The sequence below is a fragment of the Litchfieldia stipae genome (assembly GCF_014837155.1).
Taxonomy (GTDB): domain Bacteria; phylum Bacillota; class Bacilli; order Bacillales; family Bacillaceae_L; genus Litchfieldia.
In genome coordinates this window covers 259,264-276,750 of record NZ_JACYHA010000003.1, presented here as the reverse complement: position 1 = coordinate 276,750, position 17,487 = coordinate 259,264, and the positions used below count along the sequence as shown (strand labels likewise).

Annotated in this window: 19 protein-coding genes; 14 read left to right on the top strand and 5 right to left on the bottom strand. The window is 35.4% G+C overall.

Annotation, left to right across the window (positions count from 1 at the left end):
• Positions 1 to 89 precede the first annotated feature (89 nt).
• Positions 90 to 881 (top strand): inositol monophosphatase family protein, encoded by a 792-nt coding sequence (locus F7888_RS05535; RefSeq protein ID WP_191778017.1) that lies wholly within the window; start codon positions 90 to 92, stop codon positions 879 to 881.
• 37 nt (positions 882 to 918) lie between these two features.
• Here the strand turns inward: F7888_RS05535 and F7888_RS05530 are convergent, their stop codons facing one another.
• Complete coding sequence (locus F7888_RS05530) at positions 919 to 1,104, bottom strand: DUF5325 family protein (RefSeq protein ID WP_191778015.1); 186 nt, start codon at positions 1,102 to 1,104, stop codon at positions 919 to 921.
• 265 nt (positions 1,105 to 1,369) lie between these two features.
• Here F7888_RS05530 and typA point away from each other — a divergent pair, with 265 nt between their 5' ends.
• The 3 genes from typA to F7888_RS05515 all read left to right on the top strand — a co-directional run bounded on the left by typA (position 1,370) and on the right by F7888_RS05515 (position 3,938).
• Positions 1,370 to 3,211 carry a translational GTPase TypA gene (gene typA / locus F7888_RS05525; protein WP_191778013.1) on the top strand — a complete coding sequence of 614 codons (1,842 nt, stop codon included), beginning with the start codon at positions 1,370 to 1,372 and terminating at the stop codon, positions 3,209 to 3,211.
• Positions 3,212 to 3,318: 107 nt separating this feature from the next.
• The gene (locus F7888_RS05520; protein ID WP_191778011.1) at positions 3,319 to 3,636 is read left to right on the top strand and encodes a YlaH-like family protein; all 318 of its coding nucleotides are present in this window, start codon (positions 3,319 to 3,321) and stop codon (positions 3,634 to 3,636) included.
• Between the two features lie 14 nt (positions 3,637 to 3,650).
• Positions 3,651 to 3,938 carry a hypothetical protein gene (locus F7888_RS05515; RefSeq protein WP_191778009.1) on the top strand — a complete coding sequence of 96 codons (288 nt, stop codon included), beginning with the start codon at positions 3,651 to 3,653 and terminating at the stop codon, positions 3,936 to 3,938.
• Positions 3,939 to 3,991: 53 nt separating this feature from the next.
• Here F7888_RS05515 and F7888_RS05510 read toward each other — a convergent pair whose 3' ends face one another.
• Entirely contained in the window at positions 3,992 to 4,192 is a 201-nt protein-coding gene (locus F7888_RS05510) for a YlaI family protein (RefSeq protein WP_191778007.1), read from the bottom strand.
• 143 nt (positions 4,193 to 4,335) lie between these two features.
• On the opposite strand from F7888_RS05510, the gene F7888_RS05505 reads away from it, so the two are divergent.
• The gene (locus tag F7888_RS05505; RefSeq protein ID WP_191778005.1) at positions 4,336 to 4,791 is read left to right on the top strand and encodes a pyridoxamine 5'-phosphate oxidase family protein; all 456 of its coding nucleotides are present in this window, start codon (positions 4,336 to 4,338) and stop codon (positions 4,789 to 4,791) included.
• Between the two features lie 74 nt (positions 4,792 to 4,865).
• Here the strand turns inward: F7888_RS05505 and F7888_RS05500 are convergent, their stop codons facing one another.
• Positions 4,866 to 5,435 (bottom strand): YhcN/YlaJ family sporulation lipoprotein, encoded by a 570-nt coding sequence (locus F7888_RS05500; RefSeq protein WP_412095981.1) that lies wholly within the window; start codon positions 5,433 to 5,435, stop codon positions 4,866 to 4,868.
• A 269-nt stretch (positions 5,436 to 5,704) separates the two neighbouring features.
• Here F7888_RS05500 and F7888_RS05495 point away from each other — a divergent pair, with 269 nt between their 5' ends.
• Positions 5,705 to 7,033, top strand: coding sequence for a PhoH family protein (locus F7888_RS05495; RefSeq protein ID WP_191778001.1), 1,329 nt, complete (start codon positions 5,705 to 5,707; stop codon positions 7,031 to 7,033).
• A gap of 62 nt (positions 7,034 to 7,095) precedes the next feature.
• On the opposite strand, the gene F7888_RS05490 is transcribed toward F7888_RS05495, so the two are convergent.
• Complete coding sequence (locus tag F7888_RS05490) at positions 7,096 to 7,593, bottom strand: peptidyl-prolyl cis-trans isomerase (protein ID WP_191777999.1); 498 nt, start codon at positions 7,591 to 7,593, stop codon at positions 7,096 to 7,098.
• A gap of 208 nt (positions 7,594 to 7,801) precedes the next feature.
• Between F7888_RS05490 and F7888_RS05485 the strand changes: the two genes are divergently transcribed.
• Together F7888_RS05485 and F7888_RS05480 are read left to right on the top strand one after the other, a co-directional pair.
• A complete protein-coding gene (locus F7888_RS05485; protein WP_191777997.1) occupies positions 7,802 to 8,083 on the top strand; it encodes an Fpa/YlaN family protein in 282 nt (93 codons plus the stop codon).
• Positions 8,084 to 8,213: 130 nt separating this feature from the next.
• Positions 8,214 to 9,422: an FtsW/RodA/SpoVE family cell cycle protein gene (locus F7888_RS05480; RefSeq protein WP_191777995.1), complete on the top strand. Its 1,209-nt coding sequence runs from the start codon at positions 8,214 to 8,216 to the stop codon at positions 9,420 to 9,422.
• A gap of 85 nt (positions 9,423 to 9,507) precedes the next feature.
• Here the strand turns inward: F7888_RS05480 and F7888_RS05475 are convergent, their stop codons facing one another.
• Complete coding sequence (locus tag F7888_RS05475; protein WP_191777993.1) at positions 9,508 to 10,473, bottom strand: COX15/CtaA family protein; 966 nt, start codon at positions 10,471 to 10,473, stop codon at positions 9,508 to 9,510.
• Between the two features lie 712 nt (positions 10,474 to 11,185).
• On the opposite strand from F7888_RS05475, the gene cyoE reads away from it, so the two are divergent.
• From cyoE to ctaG, 6 genes are all read left to right on the top strand, one after another.
• Positions 11,186 to 12,121, top strand: a complete 936-nt coding sequence (gene cyoE, locus F7888_RS05470) for a heme o synthase (RefSeq protein WP_191777990.1) — start codon at positions 11,186 to 11,188, stop codon at positions 12,119 to 12,121.
• 276 nt (positions 12,122 to 12,397) lie between these two features.
• On the top strand, positions 12,398 to 13,468 hold the full coding sequence (coxB, locus tag F7888_RS05465; protein WP_191778227.1) for a cytochrome c oxidase subunit II: 1,071 nt from the start codon (positions 12,398 to 12,400) through the stop codon (positions 13,466 to 13,468).
• 29 nt (positions 13,469 to 13,497) lie between these two features.
• Positions 13,498 to 15,381 carry a cytochrome c oxidase subunit I gene (ctaD, locus tag F7888_RS05460; RefSeq protein ID WP_191778225.1) on the top strand — a complete coding sequence of 628 codons (1,884 nt, stop codon included), beginning with the start codon at positions 13,498 to 13,500 and terminating at the stop codon, positions 15,379 to 15,381.
• Entirely contained in the window at positions 15,381 to 16,001 is a 621-nt protein-coding gene (gene ctaE, locus F7888_RS05455; RefSeq protein ID WP_191777989.1) for a cytochrome c oxidase subunit III, read from the top strand. Before ctaD ends, ctaE begins: the two co-directional genes overlap by 1 nt.
• 3 nt (positions 16,002 to 16,004) lie before the next feature.
• Complete coding sequence (gene ctaF / locus F7888_RS05450; RefSeq protein WP_191777987.1) at positions 16,005 to 16,337, top strand: cytochrome c oxidase subunit IVB; 333 nt, start codon at positions 16,005 to 16,007, stop codon at positions 16,335 to 16,337.
• A 155-nt stretch (positions 16,338 to 16,492) separates the two neighbouring features.
• Positions 16,493 to 17,392 carry a cytochrome c oxidase assembly factor CtaG gene (gene ctaG / locus F7888_RS05445; RefSeq protein WP_191777985.1) on the top strand — a complete coding sequence of 300 codons (900 nt, stop codon included), beginning with the start codon at positions 16,493 to 16,495 and terminating at the stop codon, positions 17,390 to 17,392.
• Positions 17,393 to 17,487: the final 95 nt, after the last annotated feature.

The following is a 17,487-nucleotide window of genomic DNA, read 5'->3' as shown; positions in this document are numbered from 1 at the left end:
CGATAAGTGTACATTCTTGATTTCCTGTTATTAGTTGAGTAAGCTAAGATACAAGAAGAGTTTTTAATACAGTAAAGTGGGGTATATCAATGACAAATTGGCATGAAATTGATACAAACGCAAAACAGTGGATTACTGAAGCTGGAGAAAAAATTCGACAATCGTTTAAAGCTGAACTTACCATTCAAACTAAATCTAACGCTGATGATTTAGTGACAAATATGGATAAAGAAACAGAACAATTTTTTATCAATAAAATCAATGAAGTCTACCCGACACATAAAATTTTGGGAGAAGAAGGATTTGGTGATAAATTAACTGATCTAGATGGAATTGTATGGATTATTGATCCAATTGATGGAACCATGAACTTTATCTATCAGCAGAGAAACTTTGCTATCTCAATTGCAGTCTTTGAACAGGGTGTAGGAAAGTTAGGATTTATTTATGATGTCGTTCATGATGAGTTATATCATGCGATTCAAGGTGAAGGGGCTTACTTTAATGGGATGAAGATTCCGGAGCTTCAAGATACTAAGATTAGTGAGGCGATCGTAGGGATTAATGCTACGTGGATAACCGAAAATAAACGAATTAATCCACAAGTATTAGCACCGCTTATAAAAGATGTAAGAGGTACGAGATCTTATGGCTCAGCAGCTCTTGAAATTGCCTATGTTGTAACGGGAAGACTAGATGCTTATATCACAATGCGATTATCACCTTGGGATTTTGCAGCGGGGTTAGTACTGATTGAAGAGGTTGGTGGAAAAATGACAACCCTAGAAGGGGACAAAGTGAATTTGTTAGGTGAAAACAGTATTTTAGTGGCAAAAAAATCGATTCATGAAGAAATCGTTACAACTTATATTGTTAAATAATGCTTACATACATTCATGCGTGGAAAAAGCGCCTTGTTTAAGAGGTGCTTTTCTCACGCATTTTTTTCTTTGTAACAAAACCTAATCCCATGACTAAAATAACAGCAAGTATGGAAAGAATAGTACCTAAAATACTTCTTAATGCAACCGATATACCGATTGCCATCATAAAAAACACAGTAACTAATGAAAAAATAAGCATAGGAATATTAATTGATTTCAATAAAAACACCTCATTTTCCTAAAAGTTAATCCTAAATTAACTTTTCTATGTTTATTTTAACAAAATAACATTCATCTTTTCTAGTGTGTTTATGGTATAATGTTTTAGTTATTGAAAAAGTTGCTAATTAGACTAAATTTCAGCTGAAAATCTGGACCACTTTTTGTGTGGAATTTATTATAAATACCTCATTTCGAAGTCGTACAAAAATAGATTTAAGCTACATTCGTCTACTTAAATTTAGAAAATATAGGAGATGACTAGGTTGAACATTCGTAATGATATAAGAAACATCGCGATTATTGCCCACGTTGACCACGGAAAAACTACGCTAGTTGACAAACTACTACACCAATCAGGAACATTCCGAACAAATGAGCAGGTAGAAGAGCGTGCAATGGATTCTAATGATCTTGAGCGTGAGCGTGGAATTACCATTCTTGCGAAAAATACGGCAATCAATTATAAAGGTACAAGAATTAATATCATGGATACACCAGGACATGCCGATTTTGGTGGAGAAGTAGAACGTATTATGAAAATGGTTGATGGAGTTCTTTTAGTTGTTGATGCATATGAAGGGACAATGCCTCAAACACGCTTTGTTCTTAAGAAGGCGTTAGAACAGAATTTAACTCCAATTGTTGTCGTTAACAAAATTGACCGTGATTTCGCTAGACCTGCTGAGGTTGTTGACGAAGTAATCGATTTATTCATTGAGTTAGATGCAACAGAAGAGCAATTAGATTTCCCTGTCGTATATGCTTCTGCAATTAATGGAACTGCAAGTACAAATGCAGAGAAGCAAGATGACAATATGGAAGCATTATTTGATATGATTGTTGATAATATTCCAGCTCCAATCGATAATCGTGAAGAACCACTTCAATTCCAAGTAGCATTATTAGACTATAATGACTATGTGGGACGAATTGGGATTGGACGTGTCTTCCGCGGAACGATGAAGGTAGGACAACAGGTTGCTTTAATGAAGATTGATGGAACTGTCAAACAATTTAGAGTTTCGAAGCTATTTGGTTTTATTGGACTGAAGCGAGTAGAGATTGAAGAAGCAGTATCTGGAGATCTTGTTGCTGTTTCTGGAATGGAAGATATTAACGTAGGTGAAACAGTTTGTCCAGTTGACCACCAAGATGCCCTTCCAATCTTACGAATTGACGAGCCAACTCTTCAAATGACTTTCTTGGTTAACAATAGTCCATTTGCTGGACGTGAAGGTAAATTCGTTACTTCTCGTAAAATTGAAGAAAGACTTAGAGCTCAATTACAAACAGATGTAAGTTTACGTGTAGAGAACACTGAATCACCAGATGCTTGGGTTGTTTCAGGTCGTGGTGAGCTTCACCTTTCGATATTGATTGAAAATATGAGACGTGAAGGATATGAATTACAGGTTTCTAAGCCAGAGGTTATTGTTAGAGAAATCGATGGAGTACGCTGTGAGCCTGTAGAACGCGTACAAATTGACGTTCCAGAAGAGCATACTGGAGCAATTATGGAGTCAATTGGTGCACGTAAAGGTGAAATGGTTGACATGATCAATAATGGTAGTGGTCAAGTTCGCTTAATCTTCATGGTACCTGCAAGAGGACTTATTGGTTATTCAACAGAATTCCTATCGCTAACACGTGGTTATGGAATCATCAATCATACATTTGATAGCTACCAACCAATGCAGCAAGGTCAAGTTGGTGGAAGACGTCAGGGTGTTCTAGTATCTATGGAGAATGGAAAAGCTTCTTCATATGGAATTATGGGGATAGAGGACCGTGGGGTTATCTTTATTGAACCAGGTGTAGATGTATATGAAGGTATGATTGTTGGAGAACATAACCGTGAAAATGATCTTGTTGTTAACGTTTGTAAGATGAAGCAAGCAACAAATATTCGTTCTGCGAATAAGGATCAGACAGTGAGTATGAAAAAACCACGTCTAATGTCTTTAGAGCAATCATTAGAGTATCTAAATGAAGATGAATATTGTGAAATTACACCAGAGTCTATCCGTTTACGTAAAAAAATTCTTGATAAGAATGAACGTGAAAAGGCTGCAAAGAGAAAGAAGCTTGCACAAACAAATTCATAAAAATTGATATAAAAAGGAGAGGATCAATTCTCTCCTTTTTTCTTGAATAAGGACTTGTTATCGCTATCACTTTTTGGTACGGTTACTATATAAGGAGGGGTTTTCCATTGGATATAAGTGAGCACTTATCCTTTTTTGCTAGTTTGTATAAAGTAGATGAAAACTCAACTTTAAATATGTGGTTTCTCTATTTAACTATTTTTGGATTATCGATTTTAGTTTATAAATTAGGTTTTGCTCAAAAGCTTCCTATTTTAAAATCGGTGATAATTTATTTGTTTTTAGGGTTTGGATGTACGCTATTGACTTTCTTAGCTATTTTTCTGCCAATAACAGAAGGACTTGTAGTAGCGGCTCTTATTTTAATCATTTATAAGATTCGTCTATATCAATCGAAAAAACAAAGTGTACCTCCTGTAGAATAGGGATGTGATGAAACATGGTAAATTCTATTCAAGATGCGCTGTATAATTGGTTAACGATTAAAGTGGTAGCAGAGGCTAGACCTGATGATCATGCTGCGATTGAAACATATGAAATGTTTGAGAAGATTGTTTTCGAAGATCATGGTGTTAGTAGAGTACATATTAGGAAGGAAGAACCTTTTTACTATGTGACTTATATGCATCAAGGCGAAGAGAAAAAATCAAGATTTCCAATCGAATTGATCGATGTTATGCATGATCAAATTAAAGGTGAGCCAGAGAAGTATATAAATTACGAATAAAAAATAAACCAAGTGCAGACTTGGTTTATTTTTTAATAGAGGGAGTAATTATTTTACCAATCTTCCTCTGTTTGTTTTTTTCGATAAAGCTTGAAGTTTCCTGTGTCGATTCTCTCTTTCGTCCGTTGCTCAATTCTTTCATTACAATCAGAGCACATGTACGTATGAATAGGACGGTTTCTTAAACGCTTGGCTATACTTGATTCATCTTTTATATTTTCGATTTTATCACAAATCACACATTTTACTCTCATTTTGAGCTCCTCTTTCTTGGTAAATAATACTAGCTAAAGTATAACATGATAGATTATTTAACAAAACATGATTTTGATTTAAACCACTTTCATATGAAAGAAAGAAAGGGTATGATTAGTATAAAAACATTGGAGGGATATTTATGGCCAATCAAGTAGAGGATCATTTAATAGAACCTTTGAAAGCATACTTACAAAAGGAGCGATTAGTGACGATATCGACCGTTGATCATTTAACGGGAGGTCCGAATGTCAATGCGATTTCTTGGGTATACGCCTCAGATGAAAGACATGTGCTGTTCGCAGTGGATAGTCGATCTAAAATCGTTAAGAACGTCGAAGGTAATCATCATGTTGTTATTACGATGATTGCAAATGATTCGATTTACTCTATTAGTGGGAAGGCGACTATTATACAAGAGACACTAGAAGAAGTTCCTTTGAAATTGTCAGTTGCAAAATTAGAAATAAATGAAGTGAGAGATGTCATGTTCTATGGGTCAAAAATTTCTTTAGAACCCGTTTATGAGAAAACATATGATGCCCTTGCTGCTGCGAAGCTTGATAACCAAGTGATGGCAGCGTTAAAAAAAGGCTAAAAAGAAGAGGGAAGGTACTATTTAATCTGATTTCCCGAGATTAAATAGTACCTTCATCTTTTTATATCCGTCTTTTATTGATCATTCTTATGGTGGTTCGATTGATCTTGCTGCTCTTTTTCTAGCTCTTTTTCACTCTTTTTGTCAAGCTGATTATTATTTGTTTCAGTCGAATCTACATTTTCGTTATTTATGATATCACTTGGGATATCAGGCATTATTCTTCCGATAATTTGTGCTAATTCATCGAGAATTCCAACTACAGGTCTACCATCTTGAATTTCTTTTCCCATTTGACGTAATCGTTCTACAGTGTCTGCATCAGCTATAACTACTGCATTCGCGCCATAAGGATCATGTTTTAAACTTTCTGCGACAGAGTATTTAATGGATTCTACTCTTGAGCGATCTAATTTAGCGTTCACATCGATACCCACTACTGCGAATTTCCCAAGGACAACGGCAGTGGCATCATTTACCTCGGGAATACTTGATGCTAGCTCAACTAAATGAGCTGCAATTTCTTGTCCAGTTTTTCGATCTACATTCTGATTGGTCGTGTTTTGTACCTGAATTCGATCATCTTGATCCTCATTCGCTTCGTTTTGGTTGTTACCACAGCCGGCTAACAGCATCATACTCATAATAAAAAGGATTGGTAATTTCTTCACAAAATCCCACCTCATATCTTTGTTTTATTTTTTATAAGTTCGCCAATCTTAATATTTTTCTTTTTTATTGTTTAATATTTCTTCTATCTTTATGCATGTTTACATATATTTTTATCAATAGTCCGTCCGTTCAACATAATCAGCTCCCTCATGATAGGAGCAGCAAAGGCAGCCTAGAAGTTAGATGGACTTCTATTTCACCCTTAAATACAGAAAAAAAAGTCGGAGTAGGGGGCGAAAGTTTGAGTAAAATTTATGTATTGGATACGAATGTATTATTGCAAGATCCGAGGTCTATTTTTTCATTCGAGGATAATGAGGTTGTCATTCCAGCGGTTGTGCTAGAGGAAGTGGATTCAAAAAAGCGTTATATGGATGAAATAGGAAGAAATGCAAGACAAGTTTCGAAATTGATTGATAATATGAGGCAAACAGGTAAATTACATGAAAAAATTCCTTTGGAAAATGGTGGTGTTCTTAGAATTGAATTAAACCATCGATCTTTCCATCAATTGCAGGAAATTTTCGTTGAAAAAACAAATGATAATCGGATCCTAGCTGTAGCAAAGAATTTATCTCTTGAAGAACAGGCAATGGAAAATGGAAGAGAAGTCATCCTTGTTAGTAAGGATGCATTAGTGAGAGTAAAGGCGGATGCCCTTGGCTTACAGGCAGAGGATTTTTTAAGTGATCGTGTTGTAGAGGTTGATCATATTTATACGGGGTTGCTAGAACTCTATATCAATAATGATTTGCTAAATAGGTTTTATGAAAAGGGTGAGCTTAATGTAACCGAATTAGCAAACCATCCATTTTATCCAAATCAATTTATTGTGATGAAAGATTCACTAGGTGGCTCAGCATCAGCCATTGGAGTGATTGATGCAACAGGGAAAAAGGTACGGAAGCTTATCTTTAACCATGAACATATTTGGGGTATCAGATCTAGAAATGCGCAGCAAACAATGGCGTTTGAATTACTATTAAGAAAAGATATTCCATTAGTGACATTGATCGGTAAGGCAGGGACAGGAAAAACCCTTTTAGCACTTGCAGCAGGGTTAATGCAAACTGAGGATTTGGGTGAATATAAAAAATTGTTAGTGGCAAGACCAATCGTGCCAGTTGGTAAGGATCTTGGCTTCTTACCTGGTGAAAAAGAAGAAAAGCTTAGACCATGGATGCAACCCATTTTTGATAATCTTGAGTATCTATTTAATACAAAGAAGCCAGGAGAGCTTGATGCGATTCTTGCGGGAATGGGTTCCATTGAAGTTGAGGCATTAACATATATTCGAGGAAGAAGTATCCCGGAACAATTTATTATTATTGATGAAGCTCAAAATTTAACGAAACATGAAGTGAAAACGATTTTGACAAGAGTAGGCGAAAAGAGCAAAATTGTATTAATGGGAGATCCAGAGCAAATAGATCATCCATATTTAGATGAATACAATAATGGCTTAACCTATGTAGTAGAGAAATTTAAAGAGCAGAAGATAGCTGGTCATATTCGATTAATAAAGGGAGAACGGTCAGGATTGGCTCAATTGGCAGCCGATCTGTTATAGAAAAGCGGGAGGTCACCTTCATTTCCACTATGGGTGAAGGTGACCCCCTAAGTTGCTAGGAATTATTCAATAATAAATTCAGAGATGTTTTTAATCGGATTATCACGATTAGATCCATCACCATAATAAAAATGTACTGGTCCATCCTCTCTTAAAGGTTTACCTTTGAGAGAAAATCCGAGTATCGCGTCATAAGCTTTGTTTATTGGAATAATTACTGGTTCTTGATCTGTAATGATTTTTAAGCTTTCAGCATTTTCAGCAGGAGAAGAATGTTTTAGAAAATCGTGAAAAGGAATACCGAATGTTCCTGTGAGAATTTGTTCTTTTTTATATTTTTTTTCTGATTGCTTCGTTGGAGGTACGATTGCACCTTCTTTTATCTCTCTGTCCCAGTGTGCTGAAACCTCTTTTGTGTATTTTTCAAGCTGGTCTTCAGTCTGCTTTTGGGCATCAAAATATGTAGTAAGATCTACCCTACGATCATCAAAAATCCACACACCAGGGTCAAGTGTGATATTATATTTCACATTTCCTGTCAGTAAAATAATAGACTCCAAAAAATCCCCACCTTTCTCCTAAAGTATAAAGATATAATGTGTATTTGTCACATAAATCATCGTATCTCTTAGTTACTTGTCTTATCAGTCCTTCATTCTTGTAGCAAAAGCAATGACAAATTGATTGAATTTCCTTGCTTTTTTACTATATTAGGGTTAAAATTTATAGATAGATTAGGTAATCGCTCGTGAACGGAGGGGTTTAAACTTGGCGTCTGAGATTGCTATTGACCATCGTGAGAAGGCATATGCTATATTAAAGGCTGATGCTGATAAAATATTAAAACTAATAAAGGTGCAAATGGATAATTTAACAATGCCTCAATGTCCTTTATATGAAGAAGTTCTAGATACTCAAATGTTTGGATTATCTAGAGAAATAGATTTTGCAGTTAGATTAGGTTTAATTGAAGTTTCTGAAGGAAAAGATTTGTTAGACACATTAGAACATGAACTGTCTGCATTACATGATGCTTCAACTCAAAAATAAACAAATGAACTCAAACTAATGTATGGTTTGAGTTTTTTTATTTGATAATTGCAGGATAAATAAATATAAAATCGAAAAAGTATAGTAAAATGTTTATATTGATTCTTTAAAATGTTGAGGCGATGATTATATGTTAAAGAAAATAATAAGATCTTATGATTATCCATTAATAATAGCAGTTTGTTTACTTTGTTTATTTGGACTAGTCATGGTATACAGTTCTAGTATGGTTCTAGCAGCAACTAAATTTAGTAATCCAACCTTTTTCTTTGATCGACAAAGATTATCCCTTATGCTTGGATTTGTCGGCTTCCTAGCAACTATGGTTTTTCCGTATAAGGCATATTCTTATTCTAAGATGTTGATTTCCATTGTTTTATTTTCAATAGGGATGCTGATAGTGGTATATGTGTTTGGACACACTGCAAATAATGCACAAAGCTGGTTGATGTTAGGAACGAGGGGAATTCAGCCTTCTGAATTTGCTAAATTAAGTGTGATAATATACTTAGCAGCTGTGTACTCAAAGAAACAATCTTATATCGATCAATTTGATAAGGCAGTCATGCCACCAATCTTATTTACAATGGTCATTTGTGGTTTTGTTGCGTTTCAACCTGACCTTGGAACGGCGTTTATTATAGGGATGATCGCTCTTACTATGATATTATGCTCAGGCATGGGAATGAAGAGTATCATGAAGTTAGTATTACTTGGTGCGATTACAGTAGGGGTTATGTCGCCTTTTGTTATGATGAAATACGATGATTTCGTAACAGAAGAAAGACTTGGGCGATTTCAAGGATTTATTGATCCTTTTGAAACTGTCGATGATCACGGTTTTCACTTAGTTAATTCTTATATTGCATTAGGCTCAGGAGGATTCAGTGGTTTAGGATTGGGACAAAGTGTACAGAAGTTTGGTTACTTACCTGAAGCACACACTGATTTCATCATGGCAGTGGTTGCAGAAGAATTAGGAATTATCGGTGTAATGTTTGTGTTATTGTTACTATTATTTATCATCCTTAGGGGATTCCTCATTGCGAGGAAGTGTGAGGATCCTTTTGGGAGTCTTCTTGCTATTGGTATTTCTTCGATGCTAGGAATACAAGCATTCATTAATCTAGGTGGTCTAACTGGATTAATTCCAATTACAGGTGTTACATTACCATTTATTAGTTATGGTGGATCTTCATTGATTTTGTTACTTCTTTCAATGGGAGTACTCGTAAATATCTCAATGTTTGTGAACTATGAAGCGAATTATTCTCACAAGGCAAAGGAAAAAGTAGTGCATCAACAACCAAAATTCAACTCTAAATATAGTACTCATTAAACTGTCTGTTAAATGAGTAGTAAAAAGTGCCAGTGACCACATGTAGGTTAGAATGTGATCACTGGCACTTTTTTGATTTATCTATTTAGGAATGAATTGGAGGATCGCTATCCTTATCAGTTTTGTTAATATCAGTTTTCGTTGTTTGTGTTCTAGATTTATACCTTGAAGCAATAAGCATCAAGTAACTTAAAACACCGAACAAGCAGGAAATAAATAGCGCGTGGGAAAGTGCTACAAATAAATTAAGGTTTGTATATACAATCGTTGCTCCTGAAATGACTTGTAAAGTGACTAAAATTCCGCATATCATCCAGCTCCAATAAATCACTGGCTGTTGTTTGTATTTTTTTATTGCATATATAAGTGCGATAATGTTCCATATGAAAATTAATCCTGCAGCAAAACGGTGCCCCATTTGAATCCACTCATATGAGGTTGTCGGTAAACCAGGTTGATCAAAGTTACAAACTGGCCAATCAGGGCATGCTAAGCTCGCATTCTTATGCCTTACAAAAGCTCCTGAATAAACAACAATAAAACTATAAATGGTAATACCATATATATGATATAACATCCCTTTATCAATCTTGACCGTATCTATATTGAATTTCAGATCAATTTCAAAGATTAGTAAAGTGAGAAGAAATACAGAAGCAAATGAAATCAGTGAAATACCAAAATGAAGTGCTAGAATCGCATCCGATTGTCCCCAAACAACTGCTGCTGCTCCAATTAATCCTTGTAATAAAAGAAAAGTAAAAGAAATAAATGATAAAAATTTAACCTCTCTAACCTGTCCAATTGCTTTGTAAGCCCAAATTGACAAAATTAAAACCATCATTCCGACTCCACCTGATACCACTCGATGACTTAATTCAATTACTAGCTCTGGCGTGATATTAGAAGGAACTAGTTCACCATGGCAAAGTGGCCAAGAATCTCCACAACCAGCACCGGATTCAGTTTTTGTAACAAGTGCACCACCTAATAATACAAATAGCATTCCAATTGTTGTTAGAACTGCAAACCATTTCAGAAAACGTTGCAACACATCCACCTTCTATCTTCATAAATATTTTCAAATGTGTTGATTTTGAGAGTAAAATTCGAGAAAAAATTAGTCTTAAATCAACCAAAACATATGTATTTTAAAGGAGTGAGTAAGATCCGCTCACTGAAAATATACGACTATAATGATATATTAATTCAAAAGAAATATCAAAGTAAAAATGATAAACAAATGTAAATACAGGTGCTATGAAAAAAGGATGATTGTTGATTAGAGTTTGCTAGATATAAATGTTAAATAATTGAATAGGATATAGTAATTAAAGAGGAAATGATCAGAGGTATTCACTATTAATATTGTGTAAATAGTAAATAATACAGTGCTTTTTGGAAGATGTAATAAAAGATAAGGGATATGATTTTTTAATAATGCGTGTATAATAGTTAAAAGAGCAAAAGAAGATTTAAGGTCACAAAAAAGTCAAATTTTATTCAAAAATTGTTCACAATTCGAATCAAAAGTATGGTTTAATATACAAAGAAGGGGTTTTTTAATATAATTTATTACAATTGATTGTCGTTCTACCCTGTTCTTACTATAACAACGTTGCAAAAATTCGTAATACATGAACTAAATTGCAAACGGTTATAAAATAGATTTTAGAGTGCAGAAGATGACGACTTTTAGTAATATACTAAATGGTTGTAAATGCTATATGGGAACGCGGTTTCCAACAGGGAGGATTTTGAATATGGAAAATACGAGAACATTGCCTGACGCAGTTTCTCATATCGATAACAATAGTCCTCAAGAATTGGATAAGAAAACAATTCTTAAGGATTTTCTGGCGTTAATAAAGATAGGAATTGTTAATTCTAACTTTATCACAACCTTCACCGGTATTTGGTTAGCGCTGTATTTCACTGGTGAAGGTTTGATTGCGAATATAAGTACAGTGATATTTGCGTTACTTGGTTCTTCTTTAGTTATTGCAGGATCTTGTGCAATAAATAATTATTATGATCGCGATATAGACCATTTAATGGAGCGAACAAAAGATCGACCTACTGTAACAGGGAAGGTTGCTCCAAAACATGTTTTATATATGGGGATTGTTCTTACTCTTTTAGGAACAATTTTTCTTCTACTAACAACATTAACTGCTGCATTAATTGGAGTCATTGGTTTTGTGACATATGTTTTCTTATACACTATGTGGTCAAAACGTAGATACACTATTAATACAGTAATTGGTAGTATTTCTGGTGCGGTACCGCCTTTAATTGGATGGGCTGCTATTGATGCAAATCTTCATACGATTGCTTGGGTATTATTCTTAATCATGTTTATATGGCAGCCACCACATTTCCTTGCGATTGCAATGAAACGTTGCGAAGAGTATAGAAATGCAGGTATTCCAATGCTGCCAGTTGTCCATGGCTTTGCAGTAACAAAAAGACAAATGGTAGTGTGGGTAGCATGTTTATTACCATTACCTTTTTACCTGTTTTCATTGGGAGTTCCATTCCTGATTCTTGCAACATTGTTGAATTTAGGTTGGTTAGCGATTGGGTTAATGGGCTTCAAAATGAAAGATGATATCAAATGGTCAAAGTATATGTTTGTATACTCACTGAACTATTTGACCATTCTGTTTGTAGCAATGGTGATTGTTACAGCTATCTAATATGAATGGCTTTTGATGAATATGGTAATTCTTTCTCCATGAAAATTATATATAGAAGGAATTTGTATCTTCTATTAAATTGATTCATACTGCTATCGCTTAAGAAATTCAGGTAGAGTTTTAGGGATTCGCGTGAAATTTTTTCACGCTCCCCGTACATACTAAGAATTACATTTTTTACTTGAATGAGTTTGAGCATTGGGGATGTTGATAGTAGTTGATTCAGTTGAAGAAGATATTCAATTATTAAATTTGAAAGAGGGGTTTGATTTCGCTATGAAAAATTGGCTACCAAATATGCGCTTTTTTTCATTATTTGGTTTAATGGCGCTACTGTTAGCAGGTTGCGGTAAACCATACTTATCTACGCTTCAACCAGCTGGTGAAGTTGCAGATATCCAGTACAATTTAATGTTGCTAAGTACCGCAATTATGGTTCTGGTAATTATTGTTGTTTCAATTCTATTTGTTTATGTTGTTGTTCGTTTCCGTCGTAAAAAAGGTGACGAGGCAATTATTCCAAAGCAAGTAGAGGGCAGTCATAAACTAGAAATGATCTGGACTATTATTCCGATTTTATTACTTATTGTGTTAGCTGTTCCTGTTGTCTCCGCTACATTTAAGTTAGCAGATGTTTCTCCGATGGAGGAAGAGACAAGAGATGAAAATGCGATTGTTGTAAATGTAACTGCAAATCTATATTGGTGGGAATTTGAATATCCAGACTTAGGTATCGTTACAGGACAAGAGCTTATTGTACCAACAGATGAGAGAGTATATTTTAATTTGAAGGCTTCTGATGTGAAGCATTCATTCTGGATTCCATCAGTAGGTGGAAAAATGGATACTAATACAGAAAACGTTAACCGATTCTGGTTAGAGTTCAGCCAAGAAGGAACTGATAAAGCTGATGGTCTTTTCTATGGTAAATGTGCAGAGCTTTGTGGACCTTCACATGCTTTAATGGACTTTAAAGTAAAGCCTCTACCAAGAGAAGAGTTTGATCAATGGGTATCAGATATGCAAAATGCTGAGGTTAGTGAACCAGCTTCCGATCTAGCAGCTCAAGGTGAAGAATTATTCACTACATATAATTGTATTGCATGTCATGCGATTGATTCTAAAGAACAACGACCAACTGCACCTAACTTAGCAAACTTTGGTGAGCGTTCAAGTATTGCTGGTCGATATGAATTCACTGAAGAAAATCTTAAAAAATGGCTTAAGGATCCAGAAGCAGCTAAGCCTGGAAACAAAATGTCTTATAGTTATGATCATGAAGGAATGACAGAAGAAGAGCTTGATGCATTAGCGGAGTATCTTCTAGGTCTAAAAGTTCAAGATTAATGAAAGAAATTAGATAAAAGGGAGGTTACATAGTGAGTACGTTAACTCAGAAAAAAGGATTTGGCGCAACTGTGTGGGATTATTTAACAACAGTTGATCATAAAAAAATCGCCGTCCTTTATCTTATCGCCGGTGGCTTCTTCTTCTTAGTTGGAGGATTAGAAGCAATGTTTATCCGGATTCAACTTGCTATTCCGGATAATAATTTTGTAAGCGCAGGATTTTACAATGAAATTTTAACTATGCATGGTACGACTATGATTTTCTTAGCAGCGATGCCATTGCTTTTTGCATTAATGAACGCAATTATGCCACTGCAAATTGGTGCACGTGATGTAGCATTCCCATTCATTAATGCGCTAGGATTTTGGTTATTCTTCTTCGGAGGAGTATTCCTAAATATGAGTTGGTTCTTAGGTGGAGCACCTGATGCAGGATGGACGAACTACGCATCATTAGCATTAGATTCACCTGGACACGGGATTGACTTTTATGTACTAGGTCTGCAAATATCGGGGATTGGTACATTAATAGGGGGGATTAACTTCCTAGTAACCATTATTAATATGAGAGCTCCAGGGATGACTTACATGCGTATGCCATTATTCACTTGGTCTACATTTGTAGCGTCAGCACTTATTCTATTTGCTTTCCCTCCACTTACAGTTGGTCTTGCACTAATGATGTTTGACCGCTTATTTGGAACAGGTTTCTTCGTACCTGATATGGGTGGGAATACAATTATTTGGGAGCACTTATTCTGGATCTTTGGACATCCTGAAGTATATATTCTTGTACTACCTGCTTTTGGTATTTTCTCTGAGATTCTTGCAACATTCTCAAGAAAGAGACTATTTGGATATTCATCAATGGTGTTTGCAACTGTACTTATTGGATTCTTAGGATTCATGGTATGGGCTCACCATATGTTCACAACTGGTTTAGGACCAATTGCAAATGCTATTTTCGCAGTAGCAACGATGGCTATTGCCGTTCCAACTGGAATTAAGATTTTCAACTGGCTATTAACTATATGGGGTGGTCAGGTTACGTTCACTGTACCAATGCTATATGCGGTTGCATTCATTCCATCATTCACAATGGGTGGTGTAACTGGTGTAATGCTTGCAGCAGCTGCAGCAGATTATCAGTTCCATGATACGTACTTTGTTGTTGCTCACTTCCATTATGTTATTGTTGGTGGAGTTGTGTTTGGTCTTTTAGCTGGGGTAACTTATTGGTGGCCTAAAATGTTTGGTCGTATGCTAAATGAAACGTTAGGAAAATGGACATTCTGGTTATTCCTAATCGGTTTCCATTTAACGTTCTTTATCCAGCATTTCCTAGGATTAATGGGGATGCCACGTCGTATCTTTACATTCTTAGAAGGACAAGGACTTGAAGCTGGAAACTTTGTGAGTACGGTTGGTGCCTTCTTAATGGCCATTTCAACCTTAATTCTTCTTGTTAATATTGTGAAGACGTCTATTAATGGACCTAAGGCTGAAGCAGATGCATGGGGAGATGGTCGTACATTGGAGTGGGCAATACCTTCACCACCTCCAGAGTATAACTTTAAGCAAACTCCATTAGTTCGTGGACTTGATGCATTGTGGGTTGAGAAAATGGCTGGTAAGAAAGGGATGACACCTGCTGAGCCAGTTGGTGACATTCATATGCCAAATGGATCATTCTTACCATTTACGATTTCTTTAGGATTATTTGTTGCTGCATTTGGCTTTATCTATCAGTTTGGAGATAAGCATGATAGTTGGGCAATCCCATTAATCTTTGTTGGTATGGCAATCACATTCGGTTCCATGTTCTTACGTTCTGTCATTGATGACCATGGTTACCATATTCATAAAGAGGAATTAATGGATGATGATGACAATAAGGGGGTTAAGGCATAATGCATGTTGAAGAGAAATTAACTGCAGAAACATTTCCTGCATCACCGGAAAAAGCGACCCTCGAAGGGAAAAATAAATTTTTAGGTTTTTGGTTATTCTTAGGTGGAGAAACTGTTTTATTCGCATCTCTGTTTGCGACATTCTTAGCACTCAGAGATAAAACAAATGGTGGTCCTACAAGTCAAGAATTATTTGATTTACCACTTGTGTTCTTTGCTACAATGATACTTTTAACAAGCTCATTAACTAGTGTGTACGCAATGTATCATATGAAGAATTTTGATTTCAAGAAGATGCAGCTATGGTTAGGAATTACAGTATTACTTGGTGCTGGATTCTTAGCGCTTGAAATTTATGAATTCAATCACTATGTACACCTTGAGCATACAATAACAAGTAGTGCTTTTGGTTCTGCATTCTATGTTTTAGTAGGAACTCACGGTGCTCACGTAGCATTCGGATTACTATGGATTATTACATTAATGTTTAGAAATGCAGGCCGTGGACTTGATTTATATAATGCACCTAAATATTATGTAGCAAGCCTTTACTGGCATTTCATCGACGTAGTGTGGATCTTCATTTTCACTGTCGTATACTTAATGGGGATGGTGGGATAAACAATGGTGACAAATCATTCTAATTCAGGAAACCCAAAAGTTGATTTAGCCTATCGTAGAAGAAAAAATGCAGAGGATATGAGACACCAGCTAGTTACATTTGCCATTACACTCTTTTTAACGTTAATGGCGTTCGCTGCAGTGGCATTTGATTTTAGTGGTTGGTTTACTGTACCATTTATCATTCTATTAGCTGTTGTGCAGCTTATCTTTCAACTTTATTATTTTATGCATATGAGTCATAAAGGACATGAAGCGCCAGCACTATTCTTGTATTCAGGAGTATTAGTTGGCTTAATAACTGTATTAGCTTTTGTGACGATCATTTGGTGGTAAATCTTAAGCTAAAAAAAGAAAAACCGGCAGCATTGCCGGTTTTCTTTTTTTAAGGGAAATTGATAGGAGCTCCCATCTATTGATTTGAATATGTGTGCCCTAAGCTGTATAATTTAAACTAACTGAGGGTTAATTTTTAAGGTAGGTGTTTTATGATGTCTATTGATATTTTTGGTTTTCGTGCTTTATGGAGTCCTTATTTTTTTCTAGTGATTCTAGCAATTACAGTTGGATATTTCTTATTAATAGGTCCATTAAGAAATCGTTTTTCAAATACGGAAAAAGCAACTAATAAGCAGATAACCTTTTTTACAATTGCAATGTTACTAGTCTATGTGTGCAAAGGGAGTCCTGTTGATTTACTAGGGCATTTAATGTTTAGTGCGCATATGACACAAATGGCAGTGTTATATTTAGTCGTTCCACCATTACTTATTCTTGGTTTACCTCATTGGATATTACGATTGATTGTTAATAATCGATTTGTTAAACCATTTTTTAAATTTTTAACTTTACCATTGTTTGCCTTACTATTCTTTAATGGGGTATTTTCTTTCTATCATATACCACTGATTTTTGATGTGGTAAAGACAGATATGCTTCTTCACGCCTTTACAACTGCTGTCCTTTTCATTGCCTCTATTATGATGTGGTGGCCTTTAATTAACCCATTACCTGAATGGCAAACCTTAAATGGGTTGAAGAGAGTTGGATATATCTTTGCAGATGGGATATTATTAACTCCTGCGTGTGCGTTAATTATTTTTGCAGATACTCCTTTATACGCAACCTATACAGATCCAACAGCATGGGCAACAGCTCTTGAACTGTGTGTTCCGGCTAGTATGCTAGCATCAATCGACTTAGTTGGACCTCAAATGTTTAATTCGTTACCATTAGTTGAAGATCAGCAATTAGGTGGAGTTATTATGAAAATCATCCAAGAAATTGTTTATGGTACTATATTGGGAGTGATTTTCTTCCAATGGGTGAGAAAAGAACAAGAAGTGGATGAAGTGGATGCTGATTTATTAAATCCACAGCCAATTAAATAAGATCTTATGCATGAGTACCTTTAATTTCCATAATTATGAACATTGTGGTTTAGGTACTCTTTTTTCATTCACATTTCATTGCAAATTATGTGTAA